Source organism: Clostridium sp. AF50-3 (genome assembly GCF_003477445.1).
Lineage (GTDB): Bacteria > Bacillota > Clostridia > Lachnospirales > Lachnospiraceae > Otoolea > Otoolea fessa.
In genome coordinates this window covers 143,687-162,670 of the sequence record NZ_QUDH01000004.1, presented here as the reverse complement: position 1 = coordinate 162,670, position 18,984 = coordinate 143,687, and the positions used below count along the sequence as shown (strand labels likewise).

Sequence of the window (18,984 nt, the reverse complement as noted above, 5' to 3'; positions counted from 1 at the left end):
CCTAGTTCAGAGCAACCAGAGCAGCTCCTGTATCAACAGAATCGCCAGCCTTAACAAGGATCTTGCTGACTGTACCGTCTGCCGGAGCAACGATCTCAGTCTCCATTTTCATGCTTCCATAATAACTACTACTTCGCCAAATTTAACTGCCTGTCCTTCAGATACCTTGATGTTCAGGATTTTACCTGGCATTGGAGCTTCTACGGTAGTTGCGCCCGCCGGAGCTGCTGCCTTCGGAGCCGGAGCTGCTGCCGGTGCCGGAGCTGGAGCCGGTGCTGCTGCAACTGGAGCCGGAGCCGGTGCTGCCGGTCTCTGTACCGGTGCGGATGCCGGAAGAACCGGAGCTGCCGGAGCTGCTACACCATTACGATCCAGAGATTTGTAAGCTTCTAATTTTTCTACTTCAACTTCGTATTTCTTTCCATTGATCGTAGCAACATATTTCATAATTCTTTACGTCCTTTCGAATGTTTATCATTACTGTTCACACATGTGTGCCCAGTAATGGGATTTTGCCGATGCTTTGTATTCCAAATCGGCAAAATCTGTTGCCTGAACTGTATCATACAGAATTTTCAGTTCCGAAAATTCCTTTTTGTAAACAGTTGCTATTTATCATAGTATCGTCTATTAGTTCAGGGTAACCAGTGCTGCACCTGTGTCAACGGCGTCGCCTGCTTTGACAAGAATCTGTGCTACTGTACCGTCTGCCGGAGCAACGATTTCAGTTTCCATCTTCATAGCTTCCATCACGATGACGGTCTCACCAAACTTAACTGCCTGTCCTGCAGATACTTTGATGTTCAGGATTTTACCTGGCATCGGAGCCTCTACGGTAGTTGCACCTGCTGCCGGTGCTGCCGCCGGAGCTGCTGCTGGTGCAGGAGCCGGTGCTGCTGGTGCAGGCGCCGGTGCTGGAGCTGCCGGTGCTGCCGGTGCTGCTACTGGAGCCGGTGCTGCTGCCGGAGCCTCGCCGTAACGCGGCATTGGCTCGTATGCATCGATTCTTTCAAGTTCTACTTCGTACTGTTTTCCATTGAGGGTAGCCGTATACTTCATAACTGCTCTAACCTTCCTTTCGATTTCCTTTCATTCCTGTTTCTCATTACTTAACTTCTGTCACGCTCAAGATCTTAAACTTGTCTGTCGGCAATCCGAGGTCATCCCCGATCGTTGCCATCAGCACGGCAAGTAATTCCTTATCAGCTTCATCCGACACAGCCGGTGCTGCTTTCTGTGCTGCGGCCGGGGCCTTAGCACCATCAGAAACAACGGAGCGGAGAATCTTGGAAATTACCATAATTGCCAGAGCCAGACAGATCAGAGCCAGGAAAACTACCGAAAGACCCAGCAGAGAAACGATAACTGACTGCCCGAAAGGCATAGTTGGTTCAGTCCACATTGTGCATTGCACCTCCTTATTTATTTTAGGTTCTGCTTTCTTTGTGAAAAATTATACTTATAAAATTCCACCAGTAAGATTCCGTATTGTGGAATGCATTCCATTTTTGAAAGCAATTTATAAGGGGCTTTTCCCCTTAACTGTAACAAGTGAAGCCACAGATTGACATGATCAGCTCACTTTACTTAAATTATAACAGTAACCCCCCTGATTGTCAACCAAGCCTTTCATAAATTATGCACAAAAAGCAGGGTGTTTTATTAGCAAAAACAACCTGCTTTTTATAGGTTATTACTACATTTTTCTACATTTTTCTTAATAACCCCCGGAAGAATCGCCAAGACCTCTCAAGCATTTTGCTCATATTCTAAAATGTATTCTGAAAGTCCCGTTCTCTCCTTTTTTCATCAGAACAAAGCCGCTTTTTTCTGTATTTTTTTATACATTTTCAAGAGTTGTTCTCGATTTATTTCGGAAGCTTGAAAGAGCTCTTCAGCGAAACAATCCGGTTGAAAACCGGTTTGCCCGGCTCGCTGTCGCGGCAGTCCACGCAGAAGTATCCATTGCGGACGAACTGAAAGCTCTCAAATGCTTTTGCCTCTTTCAGACCCGGCTCTAAGTAACACTCTTTCAGAACGCGCAGGGAGTTCGGATTTAAGTTCAGCGTTCCATCTGCATTGAGTTTGCCCTTTTCCTCGTCTACCAGATTCTCATAGAGACGTACTTCTGCTTTCAGTGCAGTCTGTGCTGCTACCCAGTGAATCGTACCTTTTACCTTTCTTGCATTGAAGCCGGAACCACTCTTCGTCTCCGGATCGTAGGTACAGTGAACAACCGTTACATTGCCGTCTGCATCTTTCTCGCATCCGGTGCAGGTAACAAAGTACGCGTTCATCAGGCGGACCTCATTGCCCGGGAAGAGACGGAAGTATTTCTTCGGTGGTTCTTCCATAAAGTCCTCGCGTTCGATGTAAAGTTCTCTGCCGAATGGAATCTTTCTGGAACCAAGTTCCTCGTTCTCCATATTGTTTGGTGCATCCAGCTCCTCGATCTGTCCTTCCGGATAGTTGTCGATAACAAGCTTGACCGGGTCAAGAATTGCCATCACACGGGACTTCTTTAATTTCAGATCCTCGCGCAGGCAGTACTCTAACATTGCACTGTCGATGGAATTATCTGCTTTGGAGACACCTGCCAGCTCTACAAAGCGGCGGATGGATTCCGGCGTGTAACCTCTGCGGCGCAGCGCTGCGATGGTTACCAGACGCGGATCATCCCAGCCATCTACAATCTTATCTTCTACCAGTTTCTTGATATAACGTTTTCCGGTAATGACGTTGGTCAGATACATCTTCGCAAACTCAATCTGGCGCGGCGGGTTCTCAAACTCGCACTCTCTTACGACCCAGTCATAGAGCGGTCTGTGATCCTCAAATTCCAGCGTACAAATCGAATGCGTGATGTGCTCAATCGCATCCTCAATCGGATGAGCGAAATCGTACATCGGGTAAATGCACCATTTGTCCCCGGTGTTGTGATGATGCATATGGGCTACACGATAAATAACCGGATCACGCATATTGATGTTCGGGGATGCCATATCAATTTTCGCACGCAGTACCTTTTCGCCATCCGCATATTTGCCTTCTTTCATCTCCTCAAAGAGCTGTAAGTTCTCCTCGATGCTGCGGTTGCGGTATGGGCTTTCCTTACCAGGATTGTTAAAATCACCGCGGTACTCGCGGATCTGATCAGCTGTCAGATCGCAGACGAATGCTTTTCCCTTTTTAATAAGAAGAACTGCACACTCATACATCTGCTGGAAATAGTTGGATGCAAAAAACAGGCGGTCCTCAAAATCAGCGCCCAGCCATTTTACATCCTCGATGATCGACTCAACAAACTCCGTCTTCTCCTTCGTCGGGTTGGTGTCATCAAAACGGAGATTGAATTTTCCGTTGTATTCTTTTGCCAGTCCAGAGTTCAGAATAATCGATTTAGCGTGTCCAATATGAAGATATCCGTTCGGTTCCGGAGGAAATCTCGTCTGGACATGATCGTAAACGCCCTCTGCCAGATCTTTGTCAATCTCGCGCTCGATAAAGTTCTTGGAGACAGCCTCTTCCTTCTCCTCTCCCTCTGCCAATGGTTTTTTATTTTCTTCCATATACATTCCCTCCGTTGTTTCTTTTCGTAAATTGATACTGTTGTTTGAGTCAAATCAAACAGTTTTATTTTTTATCATATCACATTTTGGAGTTTTCGAAAAGGGGATATTTGCCCACAAAAAAGGAAGCGCCGCGGGAGGACACTTCCTTTTCTGATTTTCAATTTTTAAGCATCTTTATTATGGCAATTTAAGATGTCCTGCGTTCGCAGGTAATTGTACTTCTTCTTATTATATATGTGTTTTTATGCGATTTTACTTATGCGTTTGCAAGAGCCTCGCCCAGTGCCTCGCACTCAGCACCTGCTGCCTCGTCCGGCGTTGCGTTGCAGATTACCGGCTCGCAAGCCATGGTTACGCCCAGGGTCATGCAGTCGCTCTCCCAGGTACGCATCCACTCGCCGTCGCCCCATCCGTAAGAACCGAATAATGCAATCTTTTTGCCAGAGAGAACCGGGCTAACCTCGTCGAACATCGGCTGGAACTCAGACTCCTCTAACTGTTCAGCCCCCATAGACGGGCAGCCAAATGCGATTCTGTCATACTCGCCAGCTTTGTCAGCGCCAAACTCTGCGGAAGTAAATAAATCAGCCTCGCCACCCGCTTTCTTAACGCCCTCTGCTACGTAATTTGCCATAGCCTCTGTGTTTCCCGTTCCGCTCCAGTATACAATTGCTACCTTGCTCATTTTTATTTCCTCCTTGTGAATAATTTACTTACTTAGATTTATTATGCGGCTTTTACAAGCTGAATAATCGGTGTCCCCTGACGGTATTTCTCCCGGCACACTTCCGTGCATTCCCGGTATGAATCAAACCGCCGTTTTGCTTCCTGCGGGTCGCCATACGTCTTCCAGTAACCGCTGCAGGTATAATTTTTTCCCTGATTTTCAATGAATCCAACAACATCCTCAAGCGGATACCCCAGGAAAATGCCAATCTCATGTGGAAAATCATGTTCCAGACAAAGCCGGTTGGAAAGCTGCTTCAAAAAGCCATCGACAGTCTTCTGCATCTGGTAACCAGACTTTTTTAAAAAGTGCTGTACAGATATTTTACCCAGAATAAAGCGAAGCCATTCCTCGCGGTACACCAGAATCAGAAACGCGCCCGTCCGGCTGCACTCTTTAAGCGCCCGCACCTGAAGCCCCGACGGTTCCAGTTCCCGGTTCCAGAAATCAAGCGCTTCCAGGAGTTTATCACGGTTCTGCGGCTGATAACGGAACAAGTTCGACGGTTTGATGCCACGAAGAGTCGGCGCACACACCTCTACGAATACTTCTTCAAACAACCGTTCCATCTTTCTGCCTCCTGACTGCTTCTCTTAGTTAGCTATATCTATCTTTAGTTAGATATAGCTAACTATCTTTTAAAAAATAAAAGGCTTTTTCCGCCTTCTATTTTCCTTTTCGTAGGTTAGTCTTATCTAACTTCAATGAGACTATATCATGAATCACTTACCACGTCAAGCAAATTTTGTTCATTTTTGCTTACTGAGTTTTTTTATCAGTAACATCATTTTCTATCTTTTGGGACGATAAATAATCTCATTCACCGCATACACCGTCACAAATGCCTCGGATCTGTTTTTAATATATACGGCATGAGCTGTGCATATTCGTTTTTATCTACGATCGTGATAATTTCCGTCTTCGGCTCATTGTCAAACGCGCCGAATCCCTGATAGATCGTCGCGCCGCTATGAAGCGTATGCAGGATAAACTGGCGTATCTCTTCTTCTTTTTCCGAGATAATGCAAACTCTCTTTTTCAGATTCAGACCGAAAATAAAACGATCCAACACAATTCCGTTTAAGTATGTGCCCAGAATGCCCAGCACCACCAGTTTTTTATCGCTGAAAAACACGGATGAGAGCGCCACACACATGCCTGGAAGCGCCATCGCTTTTCCCAGCTCCATATGGAAATATTTGTTTAAGAGCTTTGCCACGATGTCCAGACCGCCCGACGAGGCATTCATCCGGAACAAAAGAGCCAGACCAACGCTGACAACAAAGATATAGCAGACCGTATCCATCATCGCATCCTGGTTGATCGACACAAAATCCGGAAAAACCTGCTCAAACACCCACAGAAAAACCGGCAGAATCAGTGACGTATACACCGTCTTGACGCCGAACTCGCGTCCGATAAAGAGAAAGCCCACCACCAGAAGCGCCGCATTTAAAATAAAGGTCAGCACTGAAATCGGCAGCGGTATCACATTTCCCAAAAGCATCGCCAGACCGGAAATACTTCCCACCGATACACCGCTCGGAATCAGAAAGAAATAGACGGCTGCCGCCACGACAAAGGTCGCCGCTGTGATCATTGTGTACTCCCCGATTACGCGCATGGACTTTTTTGCCATAACTTAAAACCTCCTCATATTACAATTTCGCGCGAGCGCGCATCATTGGCACGTTAGCGCCTTTTTGTGTAATAGAGACTTCCAAGGGATTTCCCATTACACAAAAAGACACATCGCGTCTGCAATGTGTCTTCGTAATGAGGCATCGGGGATTCGAACCCCGGACAACTTGATTAAAAGTCAAGTGCTCTACCGACTGAGCTAATACCCCATATTTAACTGGGCTAGTTGGATTCGGACCAACGAATGCAGGAGTCAAAGTCCTGTGCCTTACCGCTTGGCGATAGCCATCAGCAAAAGATCCTTTTAAAAGGAAGGTGGATATAGGGATTCGAACCCTAGGCCTCCAGAGCCACAATCTGGCGCGCTAACCAACTGCGCTATATCCACCATAGGAATCTGTCGAAACAGATTCGACGAGCCTGAAGGGATTCGAACCCCCGACCCACGGCTTAGAAGGCCGTTGCTCTATCCAGCTGAGCTACAGACTCATATTCATTTTGCGATTCTGACCGTTTTATCCGGCACTGTAACCATTCCCGCACCTGACCTCTCAGCCAACTGCTTATCTGTCTCATCGACAGCAAAGATAGTATATAACATTTGAAAAAGAATGTCAACAGGAAATTTCATATTTTTTAAAATAATTTCAAAAATTCATTTCTTTTGACTTTCCCCCTATTTTTCCACCTCTTCCTGCTCGTATGACAGGAAGTCCGCCAGAAATCCCTTTTCCCGCAGCGCTGCCTCGATCTCGTCGAGAATCTCCTCCTGATCGGCAGCCACGTGATGGAAATGATAGCCCGATGTCACGTTTAAAAGCGGCGTGGAACGCCCAGTCCGGATATTTTCCACAAATGCCTCAACATCGCGGCGGCTGCGGATATTTAACGGCGCCGATACCTTTCCATAGATGCGGTGGTTGACCATGACATCCAGCACCTCGCCGCCCAGATCAACAATCGTATTCAGCTCTTCGCGCGTCTGCTCGGTCGTATGGCACATTTTAAAAAGGCGTTCCGTCTGGTGCGGCACCTCCAGCAAATAACCGCGGGCAGTCGCAAGGACAGGGTGTCCCTCGGTACGCAGAAGCGCGATATCCTGCACCACCACCTGACGGCTCACGCCGACTGCCCGCCCCAGCGCCCCGCCGGAAAGCGGTGTGGATGACTGTCCCAGCATTTCCAGTATTTTCTTTCTCCGCTGTACTCCTGTCATCGTTGTTTCCATCCTGTTTTCCCTGTCCTTTCTTAGTTTTTAAATTTTTATAATGCCCGCAGATGTTTGAGGCTCAGATCCAGAATTGGTGCCGAGTGCGTCAGCGCGCCGCTGGACACATAATCTACGCCTAATTTCGTGATCGTTGCGATATTTTCCTTCGTCATATTTCCGGAACACTCCGTCTCGGCGCGTCCGTCGATGATGCGGATCGCCTCCGCCATCTCGTCCGGGGTCATATTGTCCAGCATGATAATATCAGCGCCCGCTTCCACTGCCTCGCGCACCATATCGAGATTTTCCGTCTCCACCTCGATCTTGCGGACAAATGGGGCATATTTCTTCGCCGCCTCAACCGCCGCCTTAACTCCGCCGGCTGCGTCGATATGGTTATCCTTGAGCATCACGCCGTCCGATAAGTTGTAACGGTGGTTGCTGCCGCCGCCAACCTTGACCGCATATTTTTCAAATATACGCATACACGGGGTCGTCTTGCGCGTATCTAAAAGCGTCGTCTTCGTTCCTTCTAAGAGCTTCGCCACCTGGTTCGTATAGGTCGCAATGCCGCTCATCCGCTGTAAATAGTTGAGCGCCGTCCGCTCGCCAGAAAGAAGCACCCGGATGTCGCCGGTGATCACACCTAAAAACTGCCCTTTTGTGACGGTATCCCCGTCTTTTACCTCAAATTTTGTCTCGGTCGCCTCGTCCAGAAGTTTAAACACGCGTTCAAACACCTGTAAACCGGCGATAATACCGTCTGCCTTGGCTAAGAGTTGTACCTCGCCCTTACGGTATTCCGGCATGACCGCGTTCGTCGAAACGTCCTCACTGTTAATATCTTCCTTTAACGCCATGCGGATATACTCATCCGCAACAAGCTGCATCGTAATTGGATTCATACTCTTCGTCCTCCCGTCCGGCGATCTTGCCTGCCGCTCTCTCTGCAAATACAAGGCTTTCCAGCAGACTGTTGCTGGCAAGCCGGTTCTTTCCGTGTACGCCGTTGCAGCTCGTCTCACCAACCGCATACAGGTGTCCATCGTCGTCTCGGAGAAATGATCGACATAGATACCGCCCATAAAATAATGCTGCGCCGGTACGACCGGAGCCGGTTCCTTCGTGATATCGTAGCCCTCTTTTAAGCACTCCTCATAAATGTGCGGAAAATGGTTCCGGATCGTCTCCTCCGGAACTGCCTTAAACGACAGCCATACATGATCGCTGCCCTCTTTTTCCATCTCCTTCTCGATCGCCTGCGTCACCACATCACGCGGCAGAAGCTCATCGACAAAGCGCTCGCCCTTTCCATTTAACAGAACTGCTCCCTCGCCGCGGGTCGATTCTGAAATCAGGAAGCTGCGTCCCGGCTTCTTGCTGTACAGGCTGGTCGGATGAATCTGGACATAATCGAGATGTTCCAGACGCACGCCGTGTTTCTTTGCCACATCCAGCCCATCACCTGTCAGGCTCGGGAAGTTCGTCGAATGCTTGTAAAGCCCACCGATACCGCCGGTCGCCAGAACCGTGTCTTTCGCATGAATCTTTAAAATATCGCCGTCTGCATTCTTTGCCAGAATACCGGTGCAGATGCCCTTTTCTACCAAAATATCCGTCATAACAGTATATTCCCGGATTTCTACATTCGGAAGTTCTTTTACACGCGTCTGCAGGGTCGTCGTGATCTCTTTTCCCGTGATGTCCTCATGGAAACAGATACGCGGCTGCGAATGCGCGCCCTCCTTTGTATATTTTAAACTGCCATCTGGATTTTTGTCAAACCCTACGCCTAATTTCAGCAGATTATTTATCACATCCCGGCTGGAGCGGATCATGATATCCACACTCTCCTTGCGGTTCTCGTAGTGTCCCGCGCGCATCGTGTCCTCAAAATACGCATCATAATCTGTCTCATCCCGCAGCACGCAGATACCTCCCTGCGCCAGCATGGAATCACAGCTCTCTATATCTTCCTTGCAAATCATTAAGATCCGGTCTTCCGACGGCAGGTTTAAAGCGGTGTACAGACCGCCTACGCCACACCCGACGATGACCACATCATAATTTTCCTCCCGGACCATTTTGTTGCCTTCCTTTCTATACCATACGTTTGCACTTATCTTTTTATCCTGCAGATAGTTCAGCCTTCAAATCGCAGAATACTATCTGCCACTCTATGCTCCTATCGCAAACAGAGTTCTCTTTCAATCCAAAACTTCATTTGTGCATCCGCACCAGTATAGCACATATTATTTCATGTGACAAGACATATGTAATGATATTTTGGTAATTCTGCAAAAACTCATGTTTCATTGACAGCCCACCATAAATCCATTAAAATACCTACTATAATAAGGTATTTTACCGAATTAAATTTAAGCATACGAAGAGAAGGTATTTTCATGAAAATCAATCACGTACACGCAGTCTATTTCAGCCCGACCGGCAACGCGAAAAAGGTTGTTACCACGCTGGCACAGGCGATCGCGGACACACTCGGCGTCCCGATGGATTCCTATGATTTCACGCTGCCGGAAAGCCGCGAAAAAGTTCATATATACGGGGCAGACGATCTGCTCGTCATCGGCACCCCGGTCTACGCGGGACGCATCCCGAACAAGATGCTCCCATTTGTACAGACCCATTTTGAGGGAAATGGCGCGCTCGCCATTCCGGTGGCTGTCTTCGGAAACCGCAACTTCGACAATGGGCTCATCGAGCTTCGCAATGAATTAGAGGCGCACGGCTTCCACACCATCGCAGGTGCCGGTATCCCGACCGAGCACGTATTCAGCGACAAGCTGGCAACCGGACGTCCAGATGCAGATGATCTCACACAGATCCATGCATTCGGCATCAAAGCAGCCGAAAAGATCGCTTCCCTGACCGAAATCCCGGCTCCGATTGCCGTGCGCGGCGATGATCCGGTCGGACCATATTACACCCCGCTCGGCACCGACGGAAAACCGGCTGTCTTCCTGAAAGCCAAACCAGTCACCGATCCGGAAAAATGTACCGGCTGCGGCATCTGTGCAACGGTCTGTCCGATGGGCTCTATCCCGGCAGATGCACCGGACACCTGCACCGGTATCTGCATTAAATGTCAGGCGTGCATCAAGATCTGCCCGGCTGGCGCGAAATACTTCGACAACGAGGCTTTTCTGTCCCACGTCGCGATGCTGGAGCAGAACTATACACGCAGGAGTGAGGCGGAGTATTTTATTTAAAAAACATATTTTGACAAACGGCAACTGCCAAACAGGAAGAGATACTTACTGTATCCACCTGTTTAGCAGCTGCCGTTTGATTTATATCTGTTCGATTTATACCTGTTTACAACGTTTCTGCGTCTTTATCATCACCGTTTTCTTTTAGTTTTTACGGTTCTCTTCTTCCTCCCGTCTGCCGCTCATCCATACATAAGCAGATGCGATCAGTCCGAGTGTCAGCATCAGAGCCGATGTGTTTACTCCGTCCTCTCCTGTCTTCGGAAGTCCCTGTGCAGGAATGTTTTCAATCGACACTTCCGCCGGCTGTTCCGGAAGCACCGGTTCTTCGGTGACTGTCCCCGGTCCCGCAGAAGCTGTCTTCTTTCCTCCAGAAGTGGAACCGCCGCCTCCATGACCGCCGTGGCTTCCGCCACCCCCATGATCCGGGGTTGGATCTGGCTTCGGAGCTGTCTTTCCGTTGACAAAGTTTACTTTCAGAGTTTCGCCGCCTTTGATTGCGCCCATATAAACCACAGCACTCTCCACGCCGGTGGCCGGGTTAATCACACTGCTTATCCCTTTTTCGGCTGTCATCTGCTGATACGATTCTTCATCGCAGATCACATAAATATTGGAATCCACCTTATATCCATCTGGCGCCGCCTTTTCCTGAAGGTAATAGACCACTCCCTCTAAAAGTGCATAATCAATATTCAGGGTTCCGTTGGTCGTCGAGACGGTATAATTTAACTCTTTGTTGTCCGGATCGTACTCAACCCAGCCATAATATCCATCTTTTACCAGTTTCTGGCTTTTCGTCCCATCTTCATTTTCTACCGTTTCGTAGACCGGATCCACATAAACACAGTATTTTGTCACATCCGTTGTCTTCTGATTTCCCTGTTCATCTGTCTCCGTCTTGCTGTCTATATACCAGAGATAGAACGAAGTCTGCCCCTCGCCCTCGTCATCTCCGAGCTGGCTGCCATCCGTATCTACCTTGGTCAGGTTGAAGGTGCCATCCTGCTGTTTGAGAACCATGGAACTGTACCAGTTCCAGGCGGTATTCTGATAATTGTTATCTGAACGTTCGCCATCGATATTGGTTGCCATGGTAAATGCAACCCAGGTAGCTTCTTCCGCCATCAAACCGGACTTTAGCAATGCGTTAAAATAGGCATTTGCCTTATCCCATGCACCATCCGTTTCATTTAACTTATCCGCCATGTAATCGCCGATCGTCATCTCACACCCATCCGTCGCCCAATTTCCATGACCATGACCGTGACCCAGATTTTCATTTTCCAGGAATTTTTTCATATCCTCCTGGCTGCCGACATTGAAGCTGAAAATATTCTGATAAAAATTATCATACTGACTGCTGGAGTGAATCAGCATAGGATCCAGAGAAACCAAGGAAGAATTTCCGGTCTCCCCCGCTCGTGTTAGTTCATTTGCCGCTGCTTCATTCTTGGAAAGCAGTTCCTCGATCGTCGTGTAGGAAGTTCCCCCTCTTTCGTTGTAGTATTTAAGAACTTCTTTTTCTAGTGTCGTGTTATTTTTAGAAAGATATTGATTCAAGGCATCCTGAATTTTATATTTTGATGCCCGGATTGCATCAATCTCACCGCCACGCACCCACGGAGCATAATATTTACTTCCATCTGCCTTGATCGCAGAATTGCTTTTTCCGCCGGACGGAATTGATTTTACAACATACTTTCCAGAACCTTTTGGTTGTTCTTCCACCTGTGCACTATTAAAATCGCAATAATAGCAATCATATTTTTCTGAATACAGATAATATTTTTTTCCAATCTTATAAACCGGATCTCCAACATTAATATCGTTTTTCGTTAATTTGATATAGGACGTCGTTAAATTTCCGTCCTTATCAATTCCGTACTGGCGCTGAGACTGCGTGTCTTTCAATGCCTCATCAATCAGATTTTCAATAACTCCTGTTGTGCTGGAATTCTTTATATCATACTTGGGAGAAAGAAATCCCTTCGTATAATCATCCGGCAGTTCCTGTCCGTCAAATCCAACGACTCCTGTCTGATCCTGATTGCTCATGTCCGGTGTCGATACGATAAAGCTGTTATTTTTATACACATATGTATGTTTGGAACCGTTGGTAATATAAACATCAAATACCATTGTACATCCCGGTTCCTCATACGGACAGACTGTTCCATTTTTTATATTATAGCTATATTCAACTCCATTGAAAACCTGACGGATCGTATTTTGTCCGTAATACTGTGCATTTTCCAGCTCGTTCGCACCTTCTTTAGTCTGGAACCACTGTTCAAACTGCTTCTTTCCAGCCGCATTGATCTCTTCCATCACCTTGCTCAGCTCAATCGTCTGGTCACCCTTGGCATCTTCTTTGATATTAAAGGTTACCTTAAATTTTCCAGTTTCTTTATCATAAAAATATTCATAATCCTTCTCTTCCGGTAAAACAGGTTTTACCTCTGTCTCCTGGCTGCCGCCCGTCTGGTTTCCGGAATTATCCACATTTTCCTGTCCATTCTGAGAATTAGAATCTCCGGCTGCTCCCGACGCCGAACCTGCAGAGCCTGTACCGGAATTGGCATCCGATTCGTTCTTTTTCGAGTCGGACGGCGCACCCGGAATAATTTCTACCGTGTCAGACTGAGATGGGCGTTCGATCGAATCGTATGGATTATCCGTCTGTTCACCCGACGGATTCTGACCGTTTTCTTCCCCTGTCTGGCTGTTTCCATTTTCATTCACAGAACCCACAGTTCCGGCTTCATTTCCTTCACCAGCTCCATCTGAGCCCTCATCTCCAGAAACATCCGCTACCGTAGAACCATCCTGCACTCCAACAGTATCTTTCCCAGCAATATTCTCTGCCTGTTTTCCAGTACCAAATACTTCTTTCTCCATCCACTTATCCAGATCGACTTTCTCCTGCGTTCCCGCTGTGTCCACACTTTCTTTGACAACTGCCGCATCATCCGCATAGGCAGTCGCCGTACCGAAGGAACTAAACGACAGCATCAGCGCCAGCAATACTGCTATCGGACGGCGCATCTGATTTTTCTCTCTTCCATCCCTTTACCTCCCTTGATAGATCTATTTCCAGATGCAGTAGCGTATAAACATTTCTTTCCGGTCTGTTTCCATGTTATGTCTTTCTGTCTATCCAGTTACTGCATCATGGTAACGCATTTTGTTTTTCCACATCTGGGACATTCCCCATCTTATTCTGCGTTACTGTTCACGCATACGTGCCCAGTAACGGAATTTGCCGTGGCTTCGCATTTAAATACGGCAAATTCCTGCTGCCACCACGTTTTCTTACGGCACTTTCGGTTCCAAAAGTGCCTACCCGTGAACAGTTACTATTCTGCCGATTCATACGCATATAGAATTGTCCGGGCATTGTTAAATTCATAGCTGCATGTCACAAATGAATACAAACGCACGATCGTCCCCTCGATCGGCGCGGACGCGCTCGCGCCCGCTGTCATCTGCTGAATATATGACGCAAATTCTTCTCCCGATGCAAACTCCGTTTTCCGGCGGATCGCATCCGGCGATGTGCAGACAGCCGCCAGGGCTTTTAAATGAATCTCCCGCTCCGGCGTATAAAGAATGATTTCTGAATGCTGATCGAAATAGCCCTGATCCTTGTATCTGGAAATGTCCTTAAACATACTTCCATTCTTCATGTGATGGCCGTACAGCACGTTATGCAGGGACGAAAAATCTGCCCGATCGGCATAGTCCAGAAAAATCGTGCCCGCCGTGCTCTTCTGCCCGTTCAGATCACGATGCAGATAATAATCATTGTCCTTCCCCTGAACCACCGGATAATTGATCTGTGTTCCCGGAATCTGAATCCAGGCAACGACGTCCGGATTCTGGGAATCCAGCACTACGAAATCAATTGCTGACACATATTCTGTCTCCTTTATTGCATTTGTCTCATCTATCTCATTGTCCACTTCTGGCACTTTTTTCTCCGGCATTATTTCTCCTGTCGTCCCTGCTTCCGACATTCCCACAACCTGAGCGGTCAGCTCTTCATGCGCCTTCTCCTGACGCATTTCATCCCATTTATGCATTGCCACCCCCGCTGTACCGAACGCCAGACAGATGACAGCTATCACAGCCGCTGCTTTCCGTGTCCACTTTTGCATCGAGCCCTCCATCTTTGCCCGTGAAACGTTCTGCGCCTTTATTTATTAAGCAAATTATATATTTTTATAAATGATGTATTAATTTGCATACAAAACGAAACAGATAATAGCATAGTTTTAGGACAGCGCCATTATTTCTGGCGCCGCCCTACAAACCTGCTCTTATAACCGGGCAATTTTTATTTTTCTATGTCTTGTCTTACTCTTCCGTCTTTTTTCTGCCCGTCATTAATACATAAGCTGCTGCCATCATTCCAATTGCCAGCAGAGCCATCGGCACATCCATCCGATCCGTATCCCCGGTCTTCGGAAGTCCTTCTGCCGGTACAACCGGCTGAGGTTCTGGTACAACCGGTGTAACCGGTTCCGTCGGCTGTGCTGCCGGTCCCGACGCGGTTGTGGTCGAAGACTTTTTACTGCCAGAACTACTTCCGCCTCCGTGACCGCCGTGGCTTCCGCCTCCGTTATTGTCTGGATTCGGGGTAGGAGTAGGAGCAGGTCCCGGTTCCGGGGTTCCATGTTCTACCACATATGATACGGTCGGCTTCGCGAATTCCTCTGGCCGATACTCATTTCCATGGCTGTCTACCGGATACAGAACCGCCTCCTGATTGGTATAAAGCCCTTCATAGTGCTGGCTGCCGTCCCGGTCATATTTTCCATAGGTTCCATCTGCCGTCTTTGGATTTATCAGTTTTACGGTATAGGTAAGCTGCACCGGTGCAAAGTTTGAAACTGGTTCTTCTATATACCAGGTAAACATCTCTGTCTCTGCCTTATTTCCTGCGTCATATACCACTTTAAAACGGTAATTCTGCGGTCCCGGTTCTCCGTCTCCAAAATACCAGGTGTTGCCCTCCTGATACATAGAAAGCGCTTTTCCCCCTACTGTCAGCTGGTCTAAGTGGTCGAAATCAAAGTTATAATCCTCTTTCACATAGCCCATATAATCTTTCACAACAGAACCTTTATCAACGGCATACAAAATATCATTTTCTATACTGTCAAATGAAACCTGCTTTCCATTCGCGAGGTACCGCATGAAACTCATTCCCCACTCATAGTTACTTGCCGTTCCGGGCGGCGTAATCGGCATCGCATAGCAGTGATATCCTTCCGAAGCTGCCTGTGCGTACGCCTCGTACGAAAGATATAATGCCTTATCGATCGAATTCACATAATTTCCTGCTTCCTCCACCGGTGTAATAAGCGATGCATCCGGTTCCGTTCCATATGGATAGTCGTGTGTATCCTTCTGCTCTGAAAGTCTGGCTCCTATGCCGGTCAGCCATGCATTCCAGTCCGTCGGTGCCTGATTATTTCCATACTTGGATTTCCAGTTATCCGGTCCTGCAAAATGTTTCGGAGAATCTGCCATAAATCCCCAGGCAACCGCCGTCGGATTCTCATTAAACATATAGGTAATACCATCACTGACAACTACCAGTGTCTTGCGTTCATCTGCCACTCCTGTATCCTGGTCTAACATCGATTTACCCGCTAAAATACCTGCGTGAAGATTGGTTCCACTCTTAATCTCCTGACAAATGGCTGCTTCAATCGCCTCATATTGGGTCTCCAAATCCATAAATCCATCCGTATGCGCTTCCTTGTTAAAGAGCACTACTCCCACTTTGACCTTTGCTCCCTTTTCCTGCACTTCTTTCTTGAGGTTCTGAAGCATTTCCAATGCCTGCTCTTTCAGTCCCGTGCTGGTTGATTTATCTAAGACAAGCACCACATCACTTACCAGCTGCTCCTCCGCTGACGGCAAGGACAAAGCCACTTGAGACTTAAAATTTTCATCCAGCTGTTCCGCTGTCTTCGATTTAGAAGTTCCTCCCTCTGGAATCGTCGGAAGTTCTCCTCCCGGAATCGTATATGATACAGTCGGTTTCGAAAATACTTCCGTTTTTCCTTTTTCCTGATCGCTTCCAACCGGATGCAGCACTGCTTTCTGGTTCGTATAAAGTCCATCATACTCTTCGCTTCCGTCTTCATCGTACCGTCCATACGATTCTCCTGGATTGTTCTTCGGATTTACCAGTTTTACCGTATAGGTCAGCTGCACCGGTTCATTATTTTTTACCGCCTCATTCATCGTCCAGATGAAATGTTCTCCTCCTTCCTTATCCGACGGATCGTATTCCACCTTAAAACGATATTGAGCTGCATTCACGTCTTCATTTCCAAAATAAACGGTATTTCCATCTTTCCATTTAGAAAGCTCCCTGCCGCCAACAGTCAGACGGTCGATGCTCTTTAAGTCAAAATTGTAGTCATCCTTGACCCAACCCATATAATCTTCCACAGTCGAGTCCCGATCGACGGCATAAAGGATATCATTTTTGATATCTTCAAAACTTACCGTTTTTCCGTCTGCCAGATATTTCACAAAGCTCGGTCCCCATGGATAGCTTTCACCAGCAGATGAACCAATCGGCATCGCATAGCAGTGATACTGTTCCTTCGCCGCTTCCAGATATGCCTCATAGGAAAGATAGAGCGCTTTATCAACGCTATTGGCATATTTTTTTCCTTCATCAGGTGGGGTACATGGCGTTAAATCTCCTGGCTCATATGAATGGTCAAATTCATCGCCTGTGCATCCATCTGCGCTTTGATTGTACCCAGGCGCTCGTTCCACTCATCCTCCGATAATGCTTTATTATTCCCATATTTAAGAATCCAGTTATCCGGTCCCGCCCAGGAATGTTCTGAACCATCATTCTCAAATCCCCAGGCAACCGCCGTCGGTTTTTCCCCAAAAATATAGGTAATGCCATCGCTTAAAAGCACCAGGCTCTTTCTTCCTGCTGCCACCTGCGTATCCTCATCCAGCATTTTCTTGCCTGCAAGGATTCCAGCCGAAAGATTCGTTCCGCTGCTAATATTCTCACGGATCGCTGCCGCAATCGCATCATACTGGGTTCCCAAATCCATAAAGTCAGACTTGTGCGCTTCTTTATTGAAAATAACGACTCCAACCTTTACTTTTGCGCCATTTTCCTTTGCCTGCGCCTGCAGCTCCTTAAGCATCTCTAACGCTTCATTTTCCAGCTGCACGCTGGTAGATTTATCCAGCACAAACACAATGTCATTTTCCAGTTTTTCCTCCGCTGACGGAAGGGAAAGTGTTACCTGGGATTCAAAGTTTTCGTCCAGATTGGTAGCTTTTTTAGACTTCGAAATCTGCCAGTCTGGAATTTCTTCCACTTCCACTGCCGACAAAACAGCTACGTCTGTCAGACCAAGCTCCATCGCGGAAGTTACAAATGCGGCTGCGGATGCATTCTTAATGCCTACCGTTTCATATGAATCCCCCAGAATGCGTTCGAAATTGTCTTCTTCTGCTTCGTCGCCTACAATCGCCTTATTTTTTTCGTTTTCATCGTTCTCGTTCTCTTCTTCTTTTGCATCAGACGGAGATGCCATTGCAGCTGAAGTTAAAAACATCGAAAAATGAGCCGAACGTGATACCTGAACTGAATCTTCGTCCTGGGCGCTGTCATTTTCTGAATCCGATGTATCTGCATCGGACGCATCCATGTCTGCTTTTTCATTCTCGTTCTCAGAATCCAGCTCCGATAAATCTTTCTTGTCATCCGCTGCTTCCGGTTCTTCTTTTATATCCGAGGTATCTTCTGAATCTCCTGTATTCGGTTCCTGAGCTTTCTGCTCTGCTTTGTCCTGTTTTTCTGGATCCGAGGTTTCTTCTTTTATTTGATTGTTACCTGTATCTGAAGCATTTTCCTGCTCCTTTACATCGTCCTCCAGAGCCGTATCCTCTTCTGTGATATCTTCACTTCCTGCCGGAACTGCACTTTCCGGTTCTTTTACCTCATTTTCTATCTCGGTCGGAACCGCTTCCTCTGTCTCCAGCTCAACCTGCTTTTTTACTTCACCAAATGGCGCAACCGTCATCCATGCGCTGGCTCTTCCATCCACCAGAATCCGTCCGGTGCGCTCTTTTGAAGAAGAGTTGGTCATCAGGAAAATAATTTCTTCATTTCCGCTGATCGTATACTGATCCATGTCCTCTTCATCCTCTAAGCGGGCATACATTTTCAAAGTAAGCCGGTCGTTTTTCTTCTCGAAATCTGGATGCAGTTCATATAGATTTCCTTCTTCAAACAGTCCCTCGTAGGTTTCTGCCTCATCGCCGGAAAACGTAAATACATCCTCTTTTACTGTCTTTCCTTTTTTAGCAGCATCCCGGATTGCCTGCCTGAGGACTTCTTTTTCCAATGAAAATTCCTGTCTTTCATCCCCTCCTTCGGATGTGGCAGCTGCAAATGCGGCTGTATTTGCCACGCTTGTGCTCAACATACTGCTGCACAAAAGCACTGACATGAAACGCCTTGACTGACGTTCAAACCATCCTTGACTGTAACTTTTCCCCTTTTTCTTCGCTTTTTTCATTCTTTTTGCCTCCTGTCTTATC

The 18,984-nt window shown here is 47.3% G+C and carries 13 protein-coding genes, 4 tRNA genes and 2 pseudogenes; 1 reads left to right on the top strand and 18 read right to left on the bottom strand.

The window, feature by feature from the left end:
- Window position 1 precedes the first annotated feature (1 nt).
- The 14 genes and pseudogenes from DW085_RS06465 to DW085_RS06400 all read right to left on the bottom strand — a co-directional run.
- A pseudogene (locus tag DW085_RS06465) lies at window positions 2-447 on the bottom strand (biotin/lipoyl-containing protein).
- 183 nt (window positions 448-630) lie between these two features.
- Window positions 631-1,059, bottom strand: coding sequence for an acetyl-CoA carboxylase biotin carboxyl carrier protein subunit (locus DW085_RS06460; RefSeq protein WP_107000308.1), 429 nt, complete (start codon window positions 1,057-1,059; stop codon window positions 631-633).
- A gap of 46 nt (window positions 1,060-1,105) precedes the next feature.
- Window positions 1,106-1,402, bottom strand: coding sequence for an OadG family protein (locus DW085_RS06455; RefSeq protein ID WP_022359955.1), 297 nt, complete (start codon window positions 1,400-1,402; stop codon window positions 1,106-1,108).
- Window positions 1,403-1,868: 466 nt separating this feature from the next.
- The gene (locus DW085_RS06450; protein WP_107000309.1) at window positions 1,869-3,569 is read right to left on the bottom strand and encodes a glutamine--tRNA ligase/YqeY domain fusion protein; all 1,701 of its coding nucleotides are present in this window, start codon (window positions 3,567-3,569) and stop codon (window positions 1,869-1,871) included.
- 259 nt (window positions 3,570-3,828) lie between these two features.
- Entirely contained in the window at window positions 3,829-4,257 is a 429-nt protein-coding gene (locus DW085_RS06445) for a flavodoxin (RefSeq protein ID WP_022359957.1), read from the bottom strand.
- A gap of 41 nt (window positions 4,258-4,298) precedes the next feature.
- Complete coding sequence (locus tag DW085_RS06440; RefSeq protein WP_107000310.1) at window positions 4,299-4,868, bottom strand: DUF3793 family protein; 570 nt, start codon at window positions 4,866-4,868, stop codon at window positions 4,299-4,301.
- A gap of 266 nt (window positions 4,869-5,134) precedes the next feature.
- On the bottom strand, window positions 5,135-5,938 hold the full coding sequence (locus DW085_RS06435) for a YitT family protein (RefSeq protein WP_347474998.1): 804 nt from the start codon (window positions 5,936-5,938) through the stop codon (window positions 5,135-5,137).
- Between the two features lie 138 nt (window positions 5,939-6,076).
- Window positions 6,077-6,149: transfer RNA gene (locus tag DW085_RS06430), tRNA-Lys, on the bottom strand.
- A gap of 11 nt (window positions 6,150-6,160) precedes the next feature.
- A tRNA-Gln gene (locus tag DW085_RS06425) sits at window positions 6,161-6,229 on the bottom strand.
- A gap of 25 nt (window positions 6,230-6,254) precedes the next feature.
- Window positions 6,255-6,328: transfer RNA gene (locus DW085_RS06420), tRNA-His, on the bottom strand.
- A 27-nt stretch (window positions 6,329-6,355) separates the two neighbouring features.
- A tRNA-Arg gene (locus DW085_RS06415) sits at window positions 6,356-6,429 on the bottom strand.
- A 187-nt stretch (window positions 6,430-6,616) separates the two neighbouring features.
- Window positions 6,617-7,156, bottom strand: a complete 540-nt coding sequence (locus tag DW085_RS06410) for a transcription repressor NadR (RefSeq protein ID WP_347474997.1) — start codon at window positions 7,154-7,156, stop codon at window positions 6,617-6,619.
- 47 nt (window positions 7,157-7,203) lie between these two features.
- Window positions 7,204-8,055, bottom strand: a complete 852-nt coding sequence (gene nadC, locus DW085_RS06405; protein WP_118524040.1) for a carboxylating nicotinate-nucleotide diphosphorylase — start codon at window positions 8,053-8,055, stop codon at window positions 7,204-7,206.
- A 204-nt stretch (window positions 8,056-8,259) separates the two neighbouring features.
- A pseudogene (locus DW085_RS06400) lies at window positions 8,260-9,234 on the bottom strand (FAD-binding protein); the annotation flags it as partial.
- 321 nt (window positions 9,235-9,555) lie between these two features.
- Between DW085_RS06400 and DW085_RS06395 the strand changes: the two are divergent.
- A complete protein-coding gene (locus DW085_RS06395; protein WP_118491885.1) occupies window positions 9,556-10,380 on the top strand; it encodes an EFR1 family ferrodoxin in 825 nt (274 codons plus the stop codon).
- 144 nt (window positions 10,381-10,524) lie between these two features.
- Here the strand turns inward: DW085_RS06395 and DW085_RS06390 are convergent, their stop codons facing one another.
- The 4 genes from DW085_RS06390 to DW085_RS06375 all read right to left on the bottom strand — a co-directional run bounded on the left by DW085_RS06390 (window position 10,525) and on the right by DW085_RS06375 (window position 18,962).
- Window positions 10,525-13,428: a hypothetical protein gene (locus tag DW085_RS06390; RefSeq protein ID WP_118491883.1), complete on the bottom strand. Its 2,904-nt coding sequence runs from the start codon at window positions 13,426-13,428 to the stop codon at window positions 10,525-10,527.
- Between the two features lie 311 nt (window positions 13,429-13,739).
- A complete protein-coding gene (gene srtB, locus DW085_RS06385) occupies window positions 13,740-14,540 on the bottom strand; it encodes a class B sortase (protein ID WP_182430817.1) in 801 nt (266 codons plus the stop codon).
- Between the two features lie 199 nt (window positions 14,541-14,739).
- Entirely contained in the window at window positions 14,740-17,187 is a 2,448-nt protein-coding gene (locus tag DW085_RS06380) for a VWA domain-containing protein (protein WP_147353931.1), read from the bottom strand.
- A complete protein-coding gene (locus tag DW085_RS06375; protein ID WP_118491877.1) occupies window positions 17,103-18,962 on the bottom strand; it encodes a vWA domain-containing protein in 1,860 nt (619 codons plus the stop codon). The genes DW085_RS06380 and DW085_RS06375 overlap by 85 nt, the downstream gene beginning before the upstream one ends.
- Window positions 18,963-18,984 lie beyond the last annotated feature (22 nt).

Excerpts from the sequence above, each read along its gene's own strand:
- DW085_RS06435 (WP_347474998.1), bottom strand. The coding sequence starts at position 5,938 with ATGGCAAAAAAGTCCATGCGCGTAATCGGGGAGTACACAATGATCACA.
- DW085_RS06445 (WP_022359957.1), bottom strand. The coding sequence starts at position 4,257 with ATGAGCAAGGTAGCAATTGTATACTGGAGCGGAACGGGAAACACAGAG.
- DW085_RS06460 (WP_107000308.1), bottom strand. The coding sequence starts at position 1,059 with ATGAAGTATACGGCTACCCTCAATGGAAAACAGTACGAAGTAGAACTT.
- DW085_RS06440 (WP_107000310.1), bottom strand. The coding sequence starts at position 4,868 with ATGGAACGGTTGTTTGAAGAAGTATTCGTAGAGGTGTGTGCGCCGACT.
- DW085_RS06390 (WP_118491883.1), bottom strand. The coding sequence starts at position 13,428 with ATGCGCCGTCCGATAGCAGTATTGCTGGCGCTGATGCTGTCGTTTAGT.
- DW085_RS06395 (WP_118491885.1), top strand. The coding sequence starts at position 9,556 with ATGAAAATCAATCACGTACACGCAGTCTATTTCAGCCCGACCGGCAAC.
- srtB (WP_182430817.1), bottom strand. The coding sequence starts at position 14,540 with ATGCAAAAGTGGACACGGAAAGCAGCGGCTGTGATAGCTGTCATCTGT.
- DW085_RS06410 (WP_347474997.1), bottom strand. The coding sequence starts at position 7,156 with ATGACAGGAGTACAGCGGAGAAAGAAAATACTGGAAATGCTGGGACAG.
- DW085_RS06455 (WP_022359955.1), bottom strand. The coding sequence starts at position 1,402 with ATGTGGACTGAACCAACTATGCCTTTCGGGCAGTCAGTTATCGTTTCT.
- DW085_RS06375 (WP_118491877.1), bottom strand. The coding sequence starts at position 18,962 with ATGAAAAAAGCGAAGAAAAAGGGGAAAAGTTACAGTCAAGGATGGTTT.
- DW085_RS06450 (WP_107000309.1), bottom strand. The coding sequence starts at position 3,569 with ATGGAAGAAAATAAAAAACCATTGGCAGAGGGAGAGGAGAAGGAAGAG.
- nadC (WP_118524040.1), bottom strand. The coding sequence starts at position 8,055 with ATGAATCCAATTACGATGCAGCTTGTTGCGGATGAGTATATCCGCATG.